Source organism: Streptomyces sp. ISL-96 (genome assembly GCF_018614035.1).
Lineage (GTDB): Bacteria > Actinomycetota > Actinomycetes > Streptomycetales > Streptomycetaceae > Streptomyces.
This window is the reverse complement of record NZ_JAGGPA010000006.1, coordinates 124,470-141,692: the sequence shown is the minus strand read 5'-3', so window position 1 is coordinate 141,692 and position 17,223 is coordinate 124,470. Positions and strand designations below refer to the sequence as shown.

Genomic DNA, 17,223 nt, shown 5'->3' with positions numbered 1-17,223 from the left:
CTCAGCAGCCCCCGGTGCCATGACAGCGCCGGGGGCTGCTCCTGTATGAGCAGCAGACGTTTGTTCGGGCGCGGCCTCCGGGGAGTGGCGGGGTCCGGATAGGCTGGGCGGATGACGCGAGCCGAGCAGCCAACGGTCGTGAGCCCCACCTCCGACGCACTAGCCGCAGACTCACGCGAGCGAGCCGTACGAGCCCTGCTGCGCATTCCCCCGCTCAAGCGGTTGTGGAGCGCACAGCTCGTCGGCAATACCGGCGATGCCCTCGCCCTTCTCGTGTTGCTGCTGCTGTCGCTTCAGGCGGCGATCTCGGAAGGGTCGTTCGGCGGTGGTTATCGCGGTGAGGCCTTCTCGGTCGCCGCGGTGTTCGGGGCTCGGATCCTTGCCACCTTCATCTTCGGAGCCCTGCTCCTGGGCCCGGTCTCCACGCTGACCGGGCCATCGGGGCCGCTGGACCGCCGCTGGACGATGATCGGCGCGGACGGGCTGCGACTTGCCCTCCTCGTCGTCGCACCGCTGTGGATCGACTGGACCCCGGACACGGCGCAGGCCGTACTCCTGATCACCGTCTTCGTCGCCGGCGTCGCCGAGCGCTTCTGGACGGTCGCCAAGGAAGGCGCCGCCCCCGCGCTGCTGCCCGCCCCGCCCCCGGAGGGCGCGACGGTACGGCCGCTGCCCGACCACCTGGACGCGCTGCGCCGGCTGTCGCTGCGTACGAGCTTCGTCGCCCTGCCCGCGGCTGCCGCCGTACTGCTGGCCGCGACGCTGGTCGGGAATTTGCTTGGCGCAGGCATCGACTGGTTCTCGCAGCACCAGGCGGCCCTCGGGTCGTACGTCGCCGCGGGGCTTTTCGCCGCATCCGTATCGACGCTGTTCTTCCTCGAACTGCCCGACGCGCAGACGCCCCGCGCGCGCTCGCCGCTCGAGGGCCTGCGCCGGCCCAAGACCGGCACGGGCGTCGACAAGGGACGCACGGGCGCGATCCGGCTCATCGTCGTGGCCTGCGCCGCGGTCGCCGGAGCGGTCGCCGCCGCGGCGGCCGTCGCCGTACTGCACGCGAAGGACCTCGGCGGCGGCCCCGTCACCTTCGCCCTGCTCTTCCTCGCCCTGACCGGCGGCAGCGTCATCGGGATCCGCAGCGCGCAGAAGGTGCTGCCCACCCTGTCGCGACGCCGCCTGCTGTCGCTCGCGATCGCCGTCACCGGCATCGCGCTGCTGGCCATGGGCGTGGTGCCGGACACGGCGACTGTTCTGATGATCACACTGCTGGCCGGTTTCTCCGCCGGAGTCGCCGCGAACACCGGGCACACGCTGCTCGACCAGGAGACCGAGGACTTCCGGCGGGCGCGTACGACCGAGCACCTGCACGCCGTCGTACGGGTCTACATGGCTCTCGGCGCGGTCGTGGCCCCGGTGCTCGCCGCCGCGATCGGCCCGCACCGTCTCGCCAGTGGCAGCTTCGTGTTTGCCCACGGCGGCGCGGGCTTCACGCTGATGCTCGTCGGCGCGCTGCTGCTGCCGGTGGCCGCGCTCGTACTCGCGAAGGCGGACGACCGGCAGGGCGTTCCGCTGCGCCGCGACCTGCGCGAGGCGCTGCGGGGCGGCGAGCCCGACCAGGCGCCCGCCGCGAGCGGATTCTTCATCGCCATGGAGGGCGGCGACGGGGCGGGCAAGTCCACCCAGGTCGAGGCGCTCGCCGAGTGGATCCGCAACAAGGGCCACGAGGTCGTCGTCACGCGCGAGCCCGGCGCCACGCCCATCGGCAAGCGGCTGCGTTCGATCCTGCTGGACGTGTCGAGCGCGGGTCTGTCGAACCGGGCCGAGGCGCTGTTGTACGCCGCCGACCGGGCGGAGCACGTCGATTCCGTCGTACGTCCGGCGCTGGAGCGCGGCGCTGTCGTCATCACTGATCGGTACGTCGACTCGTCGGTGGCGTACCAGGGCGCGGGACGCGATCTGTCGCCGACCGAGATCGCGCGTATCTCGCGCTGGGCGACGGACGGGCTCGTACCGCATCTGACGGTGCTGCTCGACGTCTCGCCGGAGACCGCGCGCGAACGCTTCACCGAGGCGCCGGACCGGCTGGAATCGGAGCCGCCGGAGTTCCACGCGCGCGTGCGGCACGGTTTCCTGACGCTGGCCGCCGCCGATCCGGGGCGCTACCTGGTGGTGGACGCCGGCCAGGACCCGGAATCGGTCACCACGGTCGTACGCCACCGGCTGGACCGGATGCTGCCCCTGTCCGACGCCGAGGTGAAGGCGCAGGAGGACGCGCGCAAGGCCGCCGAGGAAGAGGCGCGGCGGCGCGCCGAGGAGGAGGCCGCGCGCAAGGCCGAGGAGGAGCGGCTGGAGCGCGAGCGGCAGGAACAGCTCGCCAGGCTCCGCGCCGAGGAGGAGGAGCGCAAGCGCCGCGAGATCGAAGAGGCGCGGCAGCGCGAGGTCGAACGGCAGGCGGAGGAGGCGCGTCGGCGCGCCGAGGAGGCACGCCGGCTGGCCGAGGAGGAGCGGCTGCGCCGCGAGGCGGAGGAGAAGGCGCGGGAGGCCGAGCAGGAACGGCTGCGCAGGCAGGCCGCGGAGGAGGCCAGGCTGCGGGCCGAGGCGGAGGAACGCCGCCGGGAGAAGCAGCGCAGGGCGGAAGAGGCGCTGTTGCGGGCGGAGGAGGCGCGGCGGCTCGCGGAGGCCGCTGAGGCGGCCGCTGCTGCTGCGTCGGCGTCGTCGGCGTCGATGGGTTCGGCTCCGGTGGCGGCGGAGCCGGAACCGTCCGACGCCGAGCTGACGGTTCCTACGCCGGTCGTGCGCCCGGACGAAGTGACGCAGACGGTGGAGACGCCGCGTGTCGACATGCGCAAGGACGACCCGCCGGCGCGTGCCGCGGACGAGACGGCCGTGCTGCGGCCGGTGCGGGACGTACGGGATGCGGGGCCGGCGGCCGACGAGACCGCAGTCCTGCCGCCGGTGCGTGACGTGAGGCCCGCGGAGGAGACGGCGGTGCTGCCCCAGGTGCGGGACGAGCCTTCGGACCGGGTGCCGCCCGGGTTCTTCCGTGACGAGGCGTCCGAGGACCGCCGCGGCGGCGAAGACAGCAATGAACGTACGCGCGAGCTGCCGTGGTTCGATCCGGAGGCCGCGCATTCGACGGCCGGCCAGAACGCGCGTGCGGCGCGTCGGCGCTCCGACTGGGCGGAGGAGACTCCGCTCGACGATCTGCCGTCGCTGGCGGACGAGCTGCTGGGCGGGCGGGACGCCGACGATGACGAGGACGACGGTACGCAGCGGGGCCGGGGCGGGCGCCGGTAGGCGTGCCGGGCGATGTCAGTGGGGTCGACCACAATAGGGACGTCGGGATCCAAGAACGCAAGAAGATGAGCGCACGGCGAAGGCGGTAGCACCATGGCCGTATGGGACGACCTGGTCGGGCAGGGGCGGGTTCAGGCGCAGCTGGCCGGCGCCGCCCGGGACGCCGACGCGCTCGTGACCGCCGTCGCCGACCGGTCCGGGGCGACGCTCGCCCCGGCCGCGTCGAAGATGACGCACGCCTGGCTCTTCACCGGCCCGCCGGGCTCCGGACGCTCCACCGCCGCCCGGGCGTTCGCCGCCGCGTTGCAGTGCGTCAGTCCGGACCGGGCGCTCGGCGGGGCGCCGGGCTGCGGGTTCTGTGACGGGTGTCATACGGCCCTGGTCGGCACGCACGCCGACGTGGAGATCGTCCGTACCGACCAGCTCTCCATCGGCGTGAAGGACACCCGCGAGCTCGTCCGGCGCGCCCAGCTGTCCCCGGCGGGCGGCCGGTGGCAGGTCATCGTCCTGGAGGACGCCGACCGGCTCACCGAGGGCGCGGGCAACGTACTGCTCAAGGCCATCGAAGAGCCCGCTCCCCGTACGGTCTGGCTCTTGTGCGCACCGTCCTTGGAGGACGTCCTTCCGACTATTCGGTCCCGCTGCCGCCACCTCACGCTCAGCACGCCGTCCGTCGAGGCCGTCGCCGATGTGCTCGTACGGCGTGACGGGATCGACCCCGCGACCGCCGCGACCGCCGCACGCGCCACTCAGGGGCACATCGGGCGGGCCCGCCGACTCGCCACCGACGAGCGCGCGCGGGCGCGCCGCGCCGTCGTGCTGAAACTCCCGCTGCGCGTCGCCGACATCGGCGGTTGCCTCAGGGCGGCGCAGGAGCTGGTCGACGCGGCGGGCGAGGACGCCAAGCAGGTCGCCGAGGAGGTCGACGTCAAGGAGACGGACGACCTGAAGGCGGCGCTCGGCGCGGCGTCCGGCGGCCGGATGCCGCGCGGCACGGCCGGAGCGATGAAGGAGCTGGCCGACCGCCAGAAGCGCCGCTCCACCCGTACGCAGCGGGACAGCCTCGACCTCGCGCTGACCGACCTGACCGGCTTCTACCGCGATGTACTCGCGCTCCAGCTCGGCTCGCGGGTCGCCCTCGCCAACGAGGACGTACGGGACTCCCTCGACCGCATCGCGCAGAGCTCGACCCCCGAGCGCACCCTGCGCCGGATAGAGGCGATCATCGCCTGCCGGCAGGCGCTGGACCGCAATGTCGCGCCGCTGCTCGCGGTGGAGGCGATGACGGTGGCGCTGCGCGCCGGCTGAGCCGGCGATCGGGCGGCCGCGTTTGACCGTAGTGCCTCCCGCCGCGGTTGACCGGATCACTCGTACGAGCTCATTTCCGCACAATCCGGGATGGCCGCACTACGCTCCGAGGATGGACACCAGGCACTTGATCCGGATCTCCGCCACCGCGCTCGCGACTGCCGGGCTGCTCGTTTCCGGCTGCTCGTCGGGAGGTTCGTCACCAAGTGCCTCGGCCTCCGCGCCGCTGAACGCCGTCCCGGCCGCCCTCACGACGTACTACGCGCAGAAGCTGAGCTGGCGCGACTGCGGTGCCCCCGGCTTCCAGTGCGCCACGATGAAGGCCCCGCTCGACTACCGGAAGCCGGAAAGGGCCGACATCAAGCTGGCCGTTTCGCGGAAGAAGGCCACCGGCCCCGGCAAGCGCATCGGCTCGCTGCTGGTCAATCCGGGCGGCCCCGGCGGCTCCGCGGTCGGTTATCTCCAGGCGTACGCGGCGGTCGGATATCCGGCGCCGGTCCGCGCGCGGTACGACATGGTGGCCGTCGATCCCCGTGGCGTGGCCCGCAGCGAGCCCGTCGAGTGCCTGACGGGCAAGGAGATGGACGCGTACACACAGGTGGATCAGACCCCGGACGACCAGGGGGAGGCCGGCAAGCTGGTCACGTCGTTCAAGGACTTCGCGGCCGGCTGTGAGAAGCGCTCGGCGGCGATCCTGCCGCACGTCTCCACCGTCGAGACGGCCCGCGACATGGACATCCTGCGGGCGGTGCTGGGCGACGGGAAACTGAACTTCGTCGGGGCGTCGTACGGGACCTTCCTGGGTGCGACGTACGCCGAACTCTTCCCCGCCCGCGTCGGCCGTCTCGTACTCGACGGCGCGATGGACCCGTCTCTCCCCGCCCGCGAGATGAACCGTGACCAGACGGCCGGCTTCGAGACCGCCTTCCAGTCGTTCGCCGCGGACTGCGTCAAGCGCGAGGACTGCCCGCTCGGCACCGGTACGCCGAGCGAGGCGGGCAAGCGCCTGAAGGGCTTCTTCGACGAGCTCGACGCCAAGCCCGTACCGACCGGCGAGAGCCGCCCGCTCGGCGAGTCCCTGGCGACCACGGGCGTGATCGCGGCGATGTACGACGAGTCCGCCTGGCCGCAGCTGCGCAGCGCGCTCACCCGTGCGACGGGCGGCGACGGAGCGGACCTGCTCGCGCTGGCCGACACGTATTACGAGCGCTCAGAGGACGGCAGCTACGCGAACCTCATGTACGCCAACGCCGCCGTCAACTGCCTGGACCTCCCCCCGGCCTTCACCGGCCCCGACGAGGTCCGCAACGAGCTTCGCGCCTTCGAGGAGGCGTCCCCCGTCTTCGGTGAGGGCCTGGCCTGGGCATCCCTGACCTGCGGCTACTGGCCGACGAAAGCCACCGGCACCCCGCACCGCATCGAGGCGAAGGGCGCCGCCCCGATCGCCGTGGTCGGCACCACCCGCGACCCGGCGACGCCGTACAAGTGGGCTCAGTCCCTGGCGGGCCAGCTCGACTCCGGCACGCTCCTGACGTACGACGGCGACGGCCACACGGCGTACGGGCGCGGCAGCGACTGCATCGACACGGCGATCAACACCTACCTCCTGGAGGGCACACCCCCGAAGGACGGCAAGAAGTGCTCCTGACCCGCCGCTGACCTGCGCGGATGTGCTCGGCACAGGGCTGTGCGGAGCACCCCTCGAAACTGTGTAGACTTGTGCCCGCTGCTGATCGCACCATGGTGTCGGCAGCGGCGCCGCCTTAGCTCAGTTGGCCAGAGCAACGCACTCGTAATGCGTAGGTCTCGGGTTCGAATCCCGAAGGCGGCTCCGAAGAACCCCAGGACTCACTCGCCGTGACCTGGGGTTTTTCCTTGCCCTTTGCCTTGTGCCGCAGTGACGGCCCAGCCCGAGAACCGTTACTGAGGGCCGCCGGTGGACAACCGGTGGACACGCGTGCAGTGGGCGTGCATAGCGGTGGACGAGCAAGCGTGCGGGAAGCGGACCATCGAGTCAGTGGCGATGGGGCTGGGGGACGCTGCACACATCGGCTGCTGGCGGCGTGGCTGTTGGGGGGTTCCTATAAATCGGGCGCACTTCACTAGGGGACGAGTTCTCGGGTGCGCCCGCCTCACTGCCGGCCGGTGCGCTGCCTGAAGGAGGGGCGCCCAGAACCCGCCGTACGAGCCGGGATGTCATAGCCAGGCCCTAGGCTGGGCTGGTTGTCACTGGACGCATGTCTTGTGGGACGTGAAGTAAGAGGAGATACGAGTGGCACAGCTCACGTTGCCGCAGTTGGAGCGGCATCTGTACGCCGCCGCAGATATCTTGCGCGGCAAGATGGACGCGGCGCAGTACCAGGACTACATCTTCGGAATGCTGTTCCTGAAGCGCGCCTCTGACCAGTTCGACGTGGCGCAGGCAGCGCTGGTCAAGAAGCTCGTCGAAGAGGGGAAGAACCAGGAGCAGGCCAAGCGGATCTCCGAGGCTCGCGGCGCCTACAAGGCACATGAGTTCTACGTCCCGCAGGAGTCCCGCTGGTCCACGATCGTCGGCAAGTCCCGGACCGAACCGGCCGAGGCCCTGAACGTGGCGCTTGCTCAGCTGGAGAACCACAACCACCAGGCGCTCGACGGGGTGCTCTCCTATATCAGCTTCACCGAGTCCCGCGGTGGCAACACCAAGCTGACCAAGCCGGTCATCCAGCAGCTCATCGACCATTTCAGCGAGTACCGGCTCAGCAACGAGGACTTCGAGTTTCCCGACCTCCTCGGGCACGCCTACGAGTACCTGATCGGTGAGTTCGCCGACGAGGGCGGCAAAAAGGGCGGCCAGTTCTACACCCCGCGCTCGGTCATCCGCATGATGAACCAGTTGGTCAAGCCGCAGTCAGGCATGTCCGTCTACGACCCGTGCTGCGGTTCGGCCGGGATGCTGATCCTCGCCAAGGAGTATGTGCAGGACCACGGCGGCGACGAATCTCACCTGTCCGTGTACGGACAGGAAGACAACGGCAGTGCCTGGGCGATGGCCCGGATGAACCTGCTAATGCACGGCGTTGCCGACGGCGTCATCCACCACGGCGACACCCTCGCGGATCCGCAGCATGTACAAGGCGGGCAACTCCAGCGCTTCGACCGCATTCTCACCAACCCGCCGTTTGCGCAGAACTACCGTCAGGCGGGCATGAAGTTCGCCGAGCGCATGGGGTACGGCTGGACGCCCGAGTCGGGCAAGAAGGCTGACCTCATGTTCATCCAGCACGTGCTGGCAGTGCTGGAGGCGGACGGCATCGCGGCTTCCGTCATGCCGCATGGGGTGCTGTTCCGGGGCGGTGAAGAGCAGAAGATCCGCAAGCAGATCATCGAGGAGGGCCGGCTGGAAGCCGTCATCGGCATCGGCCCCAATGTGTTCTACGGCACGGGGATCCCGGCATGCATCCTCGTCCTGCGTGGCCGTGATGGCGCGCCCGAAGGGCGGCGCGACGGCGTGCTCTTCATCAATGCTGACCGGGAGATCACCGCCGGACGTACGCAGAACCTGCTGGAGGCCCAACACGCGGAGAAAATCGTCTCCGCGTACGAGGGCTGGAACGAGATCACCGGGTTCGCTCGTGTCGTGGGGTTCGCTGAGCTGGCGAAGAACGACTACAACCTCAACATTCGCCGCTACGTGGACAACACGCCCGTGCCGGAGCCGCAGGACGTGCGGGCGCACCTGTACGGGGGCGTGCCGAGGACCGAGATCGCAGCGCGCAAGGCGCAGTTCGAGGCATTCGGTATTGAGCCCGAAGGGGCGCTCTTCCGGCTGAGGGACGGTGATCCCGGGTACGTCGACTTCTTGAGGGAGGGCTACGAGGCTACGGCGGCGCGGATTCCGGGGCTCGCGCAGGAACGGGAAGTCGTCCTCGGGCGGGCGTTCCACACGTGGTGGGACGAACACCGGGAGCAGCTCGCGAAGCTGCCCGTGCATCAGCAGAAATCGCAGGCGCGCGAGGAGCTGCTCACCACCTTCGTGGCGGCGCTGAAGCCCGTGGGCGTGCTGGACAGGCACCAGTTGGCGGGAGCGGTCGCCGCGTGGTGGTTCGACGCGAAGAACGACCTCGACGTGCTGATGGCGAAGAACTTCAAGGGTCTGATCGACGGCTGGGTCCGCAGCATTGCCTCGGCATTCGAGGAGCCCTCGGCCAAGGCCGATGCTAAGACGAAGGCCCGCTATCGGGCCGCGATGCGCAAGGCCCGCGAGCACAGGCTGGTCCCGGAGCTGATCCCGGCATACGTGAAGCAGCTGGAAACAGCGGAAGCACTGGTCGCGAAGCTGGATGCAGAGGTGAAGGCGGGCTCGCCGCCGAAGAAGACGTCCAAGGCAGGCGAGGGAGGGGGGGAGGACGAGGGCGACGAGGAAGAGCTCGACCTGACCCAGGTCCTGCCCCCCAAGGAACTGACCGCGCTGAAGAAGAGGCAGCGGGAAGCGAAGCTCGAACTCGCCGCGATCAAGTCGTCGTTCGTTACCGAACTGCACGACGCGGCGAAGAATCTGACCCCCGCACAGGCGCAGGAAGTCGTCCTCGGCTTTCTGAACGCGGACTTGTACGCCCGCATGACCCGCTTCGTCGCCGCCGACCGGCGGGCACTAGTGGATGCCTTCCGTAACTGGGGTGAGAAGTACGCGGTGACCTTGGAGGACTTGGAGCAGGAACGCGAGGCCTCGGCCAAGCGACTGCGGGGGTACCTGGAGGAGCTGGGTTATGCGTGACGGCTGGAAGCGAATCGCTCTTGGAGAGGTCACTCAGGAGTCGAGCATTCGGGTAGGTCGCCTCGCGAACGAGGCGGTAGTTCTCTCGTCTACGAAGCATCACGGCCTTGTCCGGTCGGACGAGTATTTCAAGAACCGCCAGATCCACAGTGATGATATCTCGGACTACAAGCTGGTTCGAAAAGGATGGTTCGCGTATGCCACGAATCACCTTACGGAAGGTTCTATCGGTCTTCAGGGGATTGTTGAGATTGGCTGTGTCAGCCCGATCTACACAGTCTTCTCATGTTCGCCGGAAATTGATACAGCCTTCATGTATCGAATTCTCAAGAGCGACGTGATGCTGGCTGAATATGGCGTACATGACCAGGCTTCTGTAGACCGGCGTGGGGCTGTTCGGTACAGAGATTTCAAGAAGATTGAGGTTAACCTGCCGCCGCTGGCAGAGCAGCGGCGGATCGCCGAAATCCTCGACGAGGTCGACGGGCAGATCCGCGCACAACGCGCCATTCTGCATAAACGCGAGATGGTCCACGCTGGGGTGCTGGATCAGCTATTCATGGATGGTGTGATCGCGGGTCGCAGACGAGTGCGGAGCGAAATTGGTGAAATCCCCTATGATTGGGATCTTTTGCCAGTATCCGAAATGTGTGAAGTCGGGTCTGGTAGCACTCCATTGCGCTCGGAGGGGGACCTCTACTTTTCTCCTTCCGGAACGCCGTGGGTAAAGACGCTCGACCTTAATGATGGGGTTCTTTCGTTCACGCAGGAGAGCGTTACTGACACCGCGCTACAGAGTTCTAATATGCGCATCTACCCGCCCCAAACTGTGCTTGTCGCGATGTATGGAGGCTGGGGGCAGATCGGTCGTACAGCGATCCTCGGGTGTTCTGCGGCAGTAAACCAAGCGCTTTCTGCGCTGGAGATTAAGCAGGGCGCGAGAGTCCTCCCTGAATTCCTTCTGCTCGCTCTCCAGCACGGCCGTTTTCGCTGGAGGAAGGTCGGGGCGAGTACCCGTAAGGATGCCAATGTCACGAAGAGGGATGTGGAAGCGTTCCTGATTCCTGTGCCAGGGGTTGCTGAGCAGGAGCAGATTACGCGCATCGTGGCCGATCTGTTTCAGCAGCGATCTGAGGGTGATCGCCTGATCGCGAAGCTTGAGCTCTTCAAGAAATCTACGATGGATGACCTTCTCATGGGCAAGGCTCGCGTCTTGGTTCCCGCGTAGTCCTTAGCTGCGCCGCACCTCCACCCCCTCGGCTGCTCCCCACGTACCCGTTCACTGAAGGAGACCGCACCCCATGTCCGGCCCCGAGTACAAGTACGTAGAAGCCCCACTGATCGCTCAGCTCACCCACCGCACCATGGGTTGGCGGCATGCGGTGGGGAATCAGGGCGTGGAGTTGCAAGCGCCAGGCGGAGATCCGTATATCCGGCATGGGGCGGACAGTGCGCTGCTCACCGGAATCCTCCGGCGCCAGTTGGACCGGCTGAACCGGATGCCGAACGGGGCGGCGTGGCTGGACGACGCCCGCGCGGCCGTCGCGATCTCCGAGCTCAGCAAGGGCGGGGCACCCGGCGGCGGGCTCATAGCGGCTAATGAGGCATCAACCCAAGCTCTGATCGAAGGCGTCGCCGTCCCTGGCATCGACGGCTGGGATGGAGGGAGGGCGCAGAAGGTGCGGTTCATCGACTGGGAGACACCGGAGAACAATGACTTCCTTGTCGTCTCCCAGTTCCCGATGACGATCCCTGGTGCGCGGGACGACTACGGCAAGCCCAGGAAACTCATCGCCGACCTTGTGTTGTTCGTCAACGGCATCCCGTTGGTCATTATCGAGTGCAAGAAGCTCAAAGCCGGGCAGGGCGATGCACACAAGGCGATCCAGCAGTTGCGCCGGTACGCCAATCAGAGGCGGGATTCGTTTGCCCCCGAGGGCAGCGAACAGTTGTTCCGTACGGTGCAGTTGACGATCGCAACAACTGGGGACACCGCGTTGCTGGGCACGTTCACCTCTCGTCCCCAGGACTACGTGGTCTGGCGGGATTCGCACCCCCTGGACACGAAGCGAGTAGCAGAAACGACATTCCACAAGCATGACGCCTTCGCCGGCGCCCAAAAGGTTCTCGTAGCAGGAGTGCTGCACCCGCACCGCTTGCTCGACATCGTGCGGAACTTCGTCGTCTTCAAAGATGTTGAGGTCTCCGAAGGCCGAACTGCCCGGGTGAAGATTGGTCCGCGCTACCAGCAGTATCGAGCCGTCCATAAGGCGGTGGAGCGGTTGCTAACGGGCGAGACCAAGCAGGTCCACGGCAAGGAGGACCAGCGCGGTGGCATCGTCTGGCACACCCAGGGCTCGGGTAAGTCGCTGACCATGGTGTTCCTGGTACGCAAGCTCCGTTCCACTCCCGGCCTGGGTCATTTCAAGATCGTTATCGTCACCGACCGAAGGCAGCTCCAGAAGCAGCTCGCCGAAACAGCCGAGCTTGCAGGCGAAAAGCCGGACGTCATCACTCGCGCGTCCGAAGTGCCGAAGGTCCTCGGTCTGGAGAACGCCGGCCTGGTCTTCGTCATGATCCAGAAACAGCAGGACGCGGAGAAGGCCCGGCAGAACGCCGCTGACTCCCTGGCCCACGAAGGCACTCCCGGCTGGGGCTTGATCAACAACCGGGACGGCATCCTCATCATGGTCGACGAGGCACACCGCTCACACGGCTCTGCCCTCCACCAGAACCTCATGGAGTCCCTGCCCAACGCAGCCCGTATCGGCTTCACCGGCACTCCGATCATCATGAACCGCCGCAAGCTCACCGCGACGACCTTCGGTGAGTTCATCGACACCTACCGCCTTAAGGACGCCGAGGACGATGGCGCCATCGTGCCCATCTACTACGAAGGCCACATCGCCAAGGGCGCGGTCAATGAGGGCGAGACTCTGGATGAGGCGTTCCAGGAGGAGTTCGAAGAACTCACCGATGACCAGTACGACGAACTCCAGAAGCGCTACGCCAAGTCCTCGGCTGTCCTCAACGCCGACGACATGATCCGGCGTAAGGCACGCCACATGCTGCGGCACTACGTCGAAGGGGCCATGAAGGAGGGCTTCAAGGCCCAGGTCGTCGCCCATTCACGTGGCATTGCGGTGCGTTACCGGGAAGCCCTGTGCGACGCACGCGACGAACTGGTCGCCGAAGTAGAGAAGGCCGCCAAGTCTCCGGCCCGCACTCTCGTCAAGGCCCAGGACATCCCGGCGGAGGACCGTACCCCCAAGCAGCGACTTCTCGTTTCCGCCCACAAGCAGCTCGCGCTGCTCAAGGCCATCGACTTCGTGCCGGTGATCTCCCCCGATTCCGAGGACGACCCGGCTTGGGCATCCTGGTCCGACGGGAACGCTCAGGAGAACGCCATCACGGCGTTCCGTAGCCCCTTCCCCAACCCCGCCGACCTCACTGCGGAATCCTCCAAGCCGGTGGCCATCCTCATCGTCCGCACCATGCTGTTGACCGGCTTTGACGCCCCCATCGAACAGGTCATGTACCTAGATCGTCGGATGCGTGAGGCTGAACTCCTCCAAGCCGTCGCCCGTGTGAACCGCACCTACGGGGAGAAGAAGCAGGCCGGCTTCGTCGTCGATTACGCGGGCGTCTCGAAAGCCCTCCTCGAAGCGATGGCCGCCTACGCCTCCGATGAAGCCGAGGGCGGTACCGTCAAAATCGAGGTCGAGGAGAACAAGCTTGAACACCAGTACGACGCGCTCCGCCACCATCTCGGCCTCACCCGGGAACTGATCGACCCTGCCGACACTGCCGCCGTGCACCGGCTGGTGGACACTCTGGAGGATGAGGAACGGCGGATCACCTACCGCAAGCTCCTTCGGGCCTTCCTGAACACGTTCGACCTTCTCCTGCCACGCGAAGCCACCCGCCGCTATCAGCGGCCGGCCAAGCTCTTCGGGTTCATCGCGCAGGTGGCCAAGCAACGGTTCAGCGAGGAGGAGGACGGCTTCGACCCGGCCGCGTACGGTGAGCGAGTCGCCGAGCTGATCAACGAGCACGTCAGGGCCCTTGGCGTAGAACGCGCAATAGAACCCACCCGGCTCACCTCCGACGATTTCCGCACCAAGGTCGAGCAGCTGCCGAGTTCCCGCGCCAAGGCGTCGATGATGGCGCACGCCGTGCGTAACCACATCGAACTCCACTTTCAGGAGAACCCCGTCGCCTACAACAGGCTCCGTGAACGCCTGGAGGAAATCCTCAAGAAGTACGCGGAGGACTGGGCGCAGCAGCTAGAAGCCTTCGAGACACTCTCCCAGGAGACGCAGGATGTGGCCGAGGGGCGTGATTCGGGTTTGCCGGCGGACGTGCGCAGTCTCAGCAAGCTCGAGCAGGCCGTGTACCAGCAGCTGACTACCGTCGTCACGGACGGGGTCATCACCGACGAGGCACGGCTGGACCTGATCGGGCTGACGCGCGAAGTGCGGGCTGTTGCCGTGCGGCACAGCGCGCGCAAGGACCTGTTCTACAACACGGCCGCGCTCCACGATCTGCAGAGCGATATCTGGATGCTCCTCGCCGTCAACGACCGCACTCATCCCGCTGTCGACAGTCTCGCGCCTGCGGTGCGGGAGATCATCCAGCACAACAAGAAGGACTTGTAACCCTTCATGCACGACACCGCGGCCGAACCGCTGCAAGTGGGCGGTCTGGTCATCGACATCCACCCAGTACCCGGACGCACGAGCGTCCGGGTCACGGTGGAACGTGATGCCCGGATCGTCGCGACCGTGCCGCCAGGCGCGGACCGCGAGGCCCTCGAAAGTCTCATCCGCACCCGTCTGCCCTGGCTCTACACCAAAGTCCGCGACCGTGAGGTGGATGTAGAGCAGCGCCCGTGCCGCCGGTTTTTCGATGGCGAGGGTTTCTACTACTTGGGGCGCAGCTACCGGCTCAAGACCGTCGACGAAGCTCCTCGCCCGGTAGCCCTGGTTGAAGGCAGGCTCAGGTTGCGACGGGACTGTGAGGACTCAGCTAGCGACGTGTTGGTGGCCTGGTACGCGGAGCGGGGGAGGCAATGGCTTCCCCAGCGTATTAGCCCATGGGCAGATTGCCTCGAAGCTCCGTCCGCTGATCTACTGGTCCGCCCCCTCGGTTACCGCTGGGGATCCTGCTCGGACCGGGGCGCGCTCAACATCCACTGGGCGGTCATGCAGCTTCCCGCCGCACTTGTGGACTACGTGCTGGTGCATGAGCTGGCCCACCTGCATGAGCCGAACCACTCACCGAACTTCTGGCGGATGGTGGCCCGAGCTCTTCCTGACTACGAATCTCGGCGGGATCGGCTGGAAGAGTGGGGGGCCGGCGTGTGGCTTCCCAGTGAGGTAACGCTGTCCCATACCTCGACTTTGCAGTGAATCGCGATCTTGAACAAGGAATGCGGAACGCCTCGGTCGGGTGACCTCCGCTCTGATCGGCGGGCATGCGGCCCAACGTGAAGATTGCGCCGCCGCCGACAACGGGTGGCACACATGCCGGAGCCCCGGTCAGATTCCCGCTGACCGGGGCTCCTCTCCATCGCTCACTCAGGCAGAGCGTTCCTCGGCCGACTCCTTGGCCTTCCGAGGAGGGGTCATCCTTGGGCGGGCAGGGGCAGTCTCGGTGTCCTTGACCACCGTGAGTGGCTTCCGTGCCCGAGGCACGAGCTGCACGACCTTCTCTGCGGCGTCGCGGGCGAGGTCGTCCAGGACGGCCTGGTAAATGTCGCGGGTGACCCGAGTGTCCGAGTGGCCGAGGGTTTCGGAGACGACCTTGATGTCGACCCCGGCCGCGAGCATGAGCGTGGCGGCGACGTGGCGAAGGTCGTGCAGTCGGATGGGCGGGAGCCCGGCGGCCTCCACGAGACGCTCGAAGAGGTCGGATACCTTGCCCGGGTGGAGGATCGAGCCGTCGTCCTGGGTGAAGATGCGGCCGGTATCGACCCACCCGTTACCCCACTCGAGCCGCTCCTGCTGCTGACGAGCCTTGTGAGCGAGCAGCAGCTGGTCGGTCTCGTCGTCGAGAGCGATCAGGCGAATACCGGAGTCGGTCTTGGGCGCACCTTCGTGGATCTCCCAGCCGTCCTGGACGAGCTGGGTGGCGATGGCGAGGGATTTCGCGGAGGCCGAATGGTCTATCCAGTGAACCCCGCACGACTCGCCGCGCCGGGTGCCACGGAAGGCGATCAGCCGCCAGAACGGGTACAGGCGGTCCTCGGCGACGTAGTCGAGGAACTGACCGGTCTGCTCGGGGGTCCAGACCATGACCGGCGAAGGCTTGACGCCGGTCTCGCGCCTGTGGGCAATCCGCTCGTCGGTCCAGATGAGGGCCTTCGGCTTGGTGCCCGGCAGCAGCTCGACGTGTGCCGCGGGGTTGAAGGCCGGCATCACCTGTTGGGCGATGGCGACGTTCAGCGCGGCCCGCAGGGTGTCGCGGATGTGCGGCTGCGTGTTGAGGCCGGTGACCCGCCGGAAGGGCGGCATCGCATCGAGCTGGGCCTGCAGCCACTTGCGGCGGGCCCGGTTCTCGGCACCCTTGTTCGGCGTTGCCTTGAGGTCGTCACGCACCACCCGCCGCTGGGCGTTCTGCTCCTGGATCTCGATGTTGCGCTCGTTGATCGCGTCGAACATCGTGTTGATGTGGTGCACGCGCAGCTTGTCCAGCCGTAGGTGGCCGAGGTGCGGCTTGAGGTGAACGCGGATATCACACTCGTAGCGGGCCGCGCCTCCCCGGCGCAGGCGCTTACGCCCGGCAAGCCAGGTGTCGAGCCACTCGCCGACGGTGGTCTTGGAGTTGAGCGTCTGCCCGGATTGGAACCGGCGACGGGTCTCGTCGTAGTCCGGGAGCGGGTCCTTCTCCTTGAGGCAGCTCTCGATGAGGTCGCTGATCTGCGTTTTGCCCCAGGCGTCGTCCTCTTCGGGAATGGCCATGAGGGCGCGGACCTTGTCCAGCTCCTCCTGGGCCTTGGTGGAGGACTCGAAGCCGCCGCGACGGAACCGTCGGCGGCGGCCGTCCTGAGCCGGGTCTAGCTCCTGGAACACGCTCCAGACCCCGTGCCGCCGCGACTTGAGCTTGGGGCACGAGGCGCCAAGGTCCTTGCGGGTCTCCGGGTCCGTGCACCGGCACCGCCGGGTGATGGTGCCGTTCTTCACTCGTTGTCCTCCGGGTGGGTGGGTATTTCGGGCTGGTCGACGAAAGCAAGCTCGTCGGGAAGGTTCGGCGGTATGAGGGAGCGCTCGCGCATCCGGCCTCGGAACGCCCGCAGTTCTTGGCAGTCCTCGAACGCGTGCTCCTCGTAGCCCTCGGCACGTTGCAGGAGCGTGGCTCTGCGGGTCCGATTCAGGGTGGTGCTCGCCGCTCGTCGCCGCTCCCTGGCTAGGGCGTAGGAGGACGTCGCGGCGGCCACCAGGTCGCCGTGGTGGCGGAAGGCATCGAGGACGTCCCGGGCGGTGCCTTCGGGGGCAGGCTCGTCCAGGGGGGTTTCGCCGGTGAACCACGCGACGGCGTCCCAGGTGGACACCTCCCGACCCGGGAGGACCTCGACCGTGGCTGAGGTGCCGAGGGGGAAGAGGAGGGTCACTGGCGGGACGCCCAGGACGTCAGCCAGGACAACGAAGTCCGCGACGGTGATGCTCGTCTTGCGGCCGGATTCCAGGTTCTTCATGGAGTGCTCGGTGAACTCCGGCAAGCCGCGGTCGGCGCAGCTCTGGGCGACTTCGGCCATGGTGAGGCTGGCGGCCTTGCGCGCGTCCCGCAAGCGCTGGGCGATCCGACCGGTGAACGCTGTCGGCCATTGATCAGGTGTCATGGTGACACTTTAGGTAGCCAAAAGG

At 67.3% G+C, this 17,223-nt stretch carries 9 protein-coding genes and 1 tRNA gene; 8 read left to right on the top strand and 2 right to left on the bottom strand.

Going from position 1 to position 17,223, the window contains the following annotated elements; all coding sequences use genetic code 11:
• Positions 1 to 111 precede the first annotated feature (111 nt).
• The 8 genes from tmk (at position 112) to J7E96_RS04575 (ending at position 14,769) form a co-directional block, all read left to right on the top strand.
• Positions 112 to 3,294, top strand: coding sequence for a dTMP kinase (gene tmk / locus J7E96_RS04610; RefSeq protein ID WP_215127697.1), 3,183 nt, complete (start codon positions 112 to 114; stop codon positions 3,292 to 3,294).
• A gap of 93 nt (positions 3,295 to 3,387) precedes the next feature.
• Positions 3,388 to 4,602 (top strand): DNA polymerase III subunit delta', encoded by a 1,215-nt coding sequence (locus J7E96_RS04605; RefSeq protein WP_215127695.1) that lies wholly within the window; start codon positions 3,388 to 3,390, stop codon positions 4,600 to 4,602.
• 112 nt (positions 4,603 to 4,714) lie between these two features.
• Entirely contained in the window at positions 4,715 to 6,250 is a 1,536-nt protein-coding gene (locus J7E96_RS04600; RefSeq protein ID WP_215127693.1) for an alpha/beta hydrolase, read from the top strand.
• Positions 6,251 to 6,359: 109 nt separating this feature from the next.
• A tRNA-Thr gene (locus tag J7E96_RS04595) sits at positions 6,360 to 6,433 on the top strand.
• Between the two features lie 441 nt (positions 6,434 to 6,874).
• Entirely contained in the window at positions 6,875 to 9,358 is a 2,484-nt protein-coding gene (locus tag J7E96_RS04590) for a class I SAM-dependent DNA methyltransferase (protein ID WP_215127691.1), read from the top strand.
• Positions 9,351 to 10,586: a restriction endonuclease subunit S gene (locus J7E96_RS04585; protein WP_215127689.1), complete on the top strand. Its 1,236-nt coding sequence runs from the start codon at positions 9,351 to 9,353 to the stop codon at positions 10,584 to 10,586. The genes J7E96_RS04590 and J7E96_RS04585 overlap by 8 nt, the downstream gene beginning before the upstream one ends.
• A 73-nt stretch (positions 10,587 to 10,659) precedes the next feature.
• Entirely contained in the window at positions 10,660 to 14,016 is a 3,357-nt protein-coding gene (locus J7E96_RS04580) for a type I restriction endonuclease subunit R (protein ID WP_215127687.1), read from the top strand.
• Positions 14,017 to 14,022: 6 nt separating this feature from the next.
• Positions 14,023 to 14,769: a M48 family metallopeptidase gene (locus J7E96_RS04575; RefSeq protein ID WP_215127685.1), complete on the top strand. Its 747-nt coding sequence runs from the start codon at positions 14,023 to 14,025 to the stop codon at positions 14,767 to 14,769.
• Between the two features lie 168 nt (positions 14,770 to 14,937).
• On the opposite strand, the gene J7E96_RS04570 is transcribed toward J7E96_RS04575, so the two are convergent.
• Both J7E96_RS04570 and J7E96_RS04565 read right to left on the bottom strand, forming a co-directional pair.
• Positions 14,938 to 16,542, bottom strand: coding sequence for a tyrosine-type recombinase/integrase (locus tag J7E96_RS04570; protein ID WP_215127683.1), 1,605 nt, complete (start codon positions 16,540 to 16,542; stop codon positions 14,938 to 14,940).
• Positions 16,539 to 17,198, bottom strand: coding sequence for a helix-turn-helix domain-containing protein (locus J7E96_RS04565; RefSeq protein WP_215127681.1), 660 nt, complete (start codon positions 17,196 to 17,198; stop codon positions 16,539 to 16,541). The genes J7E96_RS04570 and J7E96_RS04565 overlap by 4 nt, the downstream gene beginning before the upstream one ends.
• Between the last annotated feature and the right edge of the window lie 25 nt (positions 17,199 to 17,223).

What these genes read in the sequence shown, in the direction of transcription:
- tmk (WP_215127697.1), top strand. Translation starts at nt 112, where the DNA reads ATGACGCGAGCCGAGCAGCCAACGGTCGTGAGCCCCACCTCCGACGCA.
- J7E96_RS04605 (WP_215127695.1), top strand. Translation starts at nt 3,388, where the DNA reads ATGGCCGTATGGGACGACCTGGTCGGGCAGGGGCGGGTTCAGGCGCAG.
- J7E96_RS04600 (WP_215127693.1), top strand. Translation starts at nt 4,715, where the DNA reads ATGGACACCAGGCACTTGATCCGGATCTCCGCCACCGCGCTCGCGACT.
- J7E96_RS04585 (WP_215127689.1), top strand. Translation starts at nt 9,351, where the DNA reads ATGCGTGACGGCTGGAAGCGAATCGCTCTTGGAGAGGTCACTCAGGAG.
- J7E96_RS04580 (WP_215127687.1), top strand. Translation starts at nt 10,660, where the DNA reads ATGTCCGGCCCCGAGTACAAGTACGTAGAAGCCCCACTGATCGCTCAG.
- J7E96_RS04575 (WP_215127685.1), top strand. Translation starts at nt 14,023, where the DNA reads ATGCACGACACCGCGGCCGAACCGCTGCAAGTGGGCGGTCTGGTCATC.
- J7E96_RS04565 (WP_215127681.1), bottom strand. Translation starts at nt 17,198, where the DNA reads ATGACACCTGATCAATGGCCGACAGCGTTCACCGGTCGGATCGCCCAG.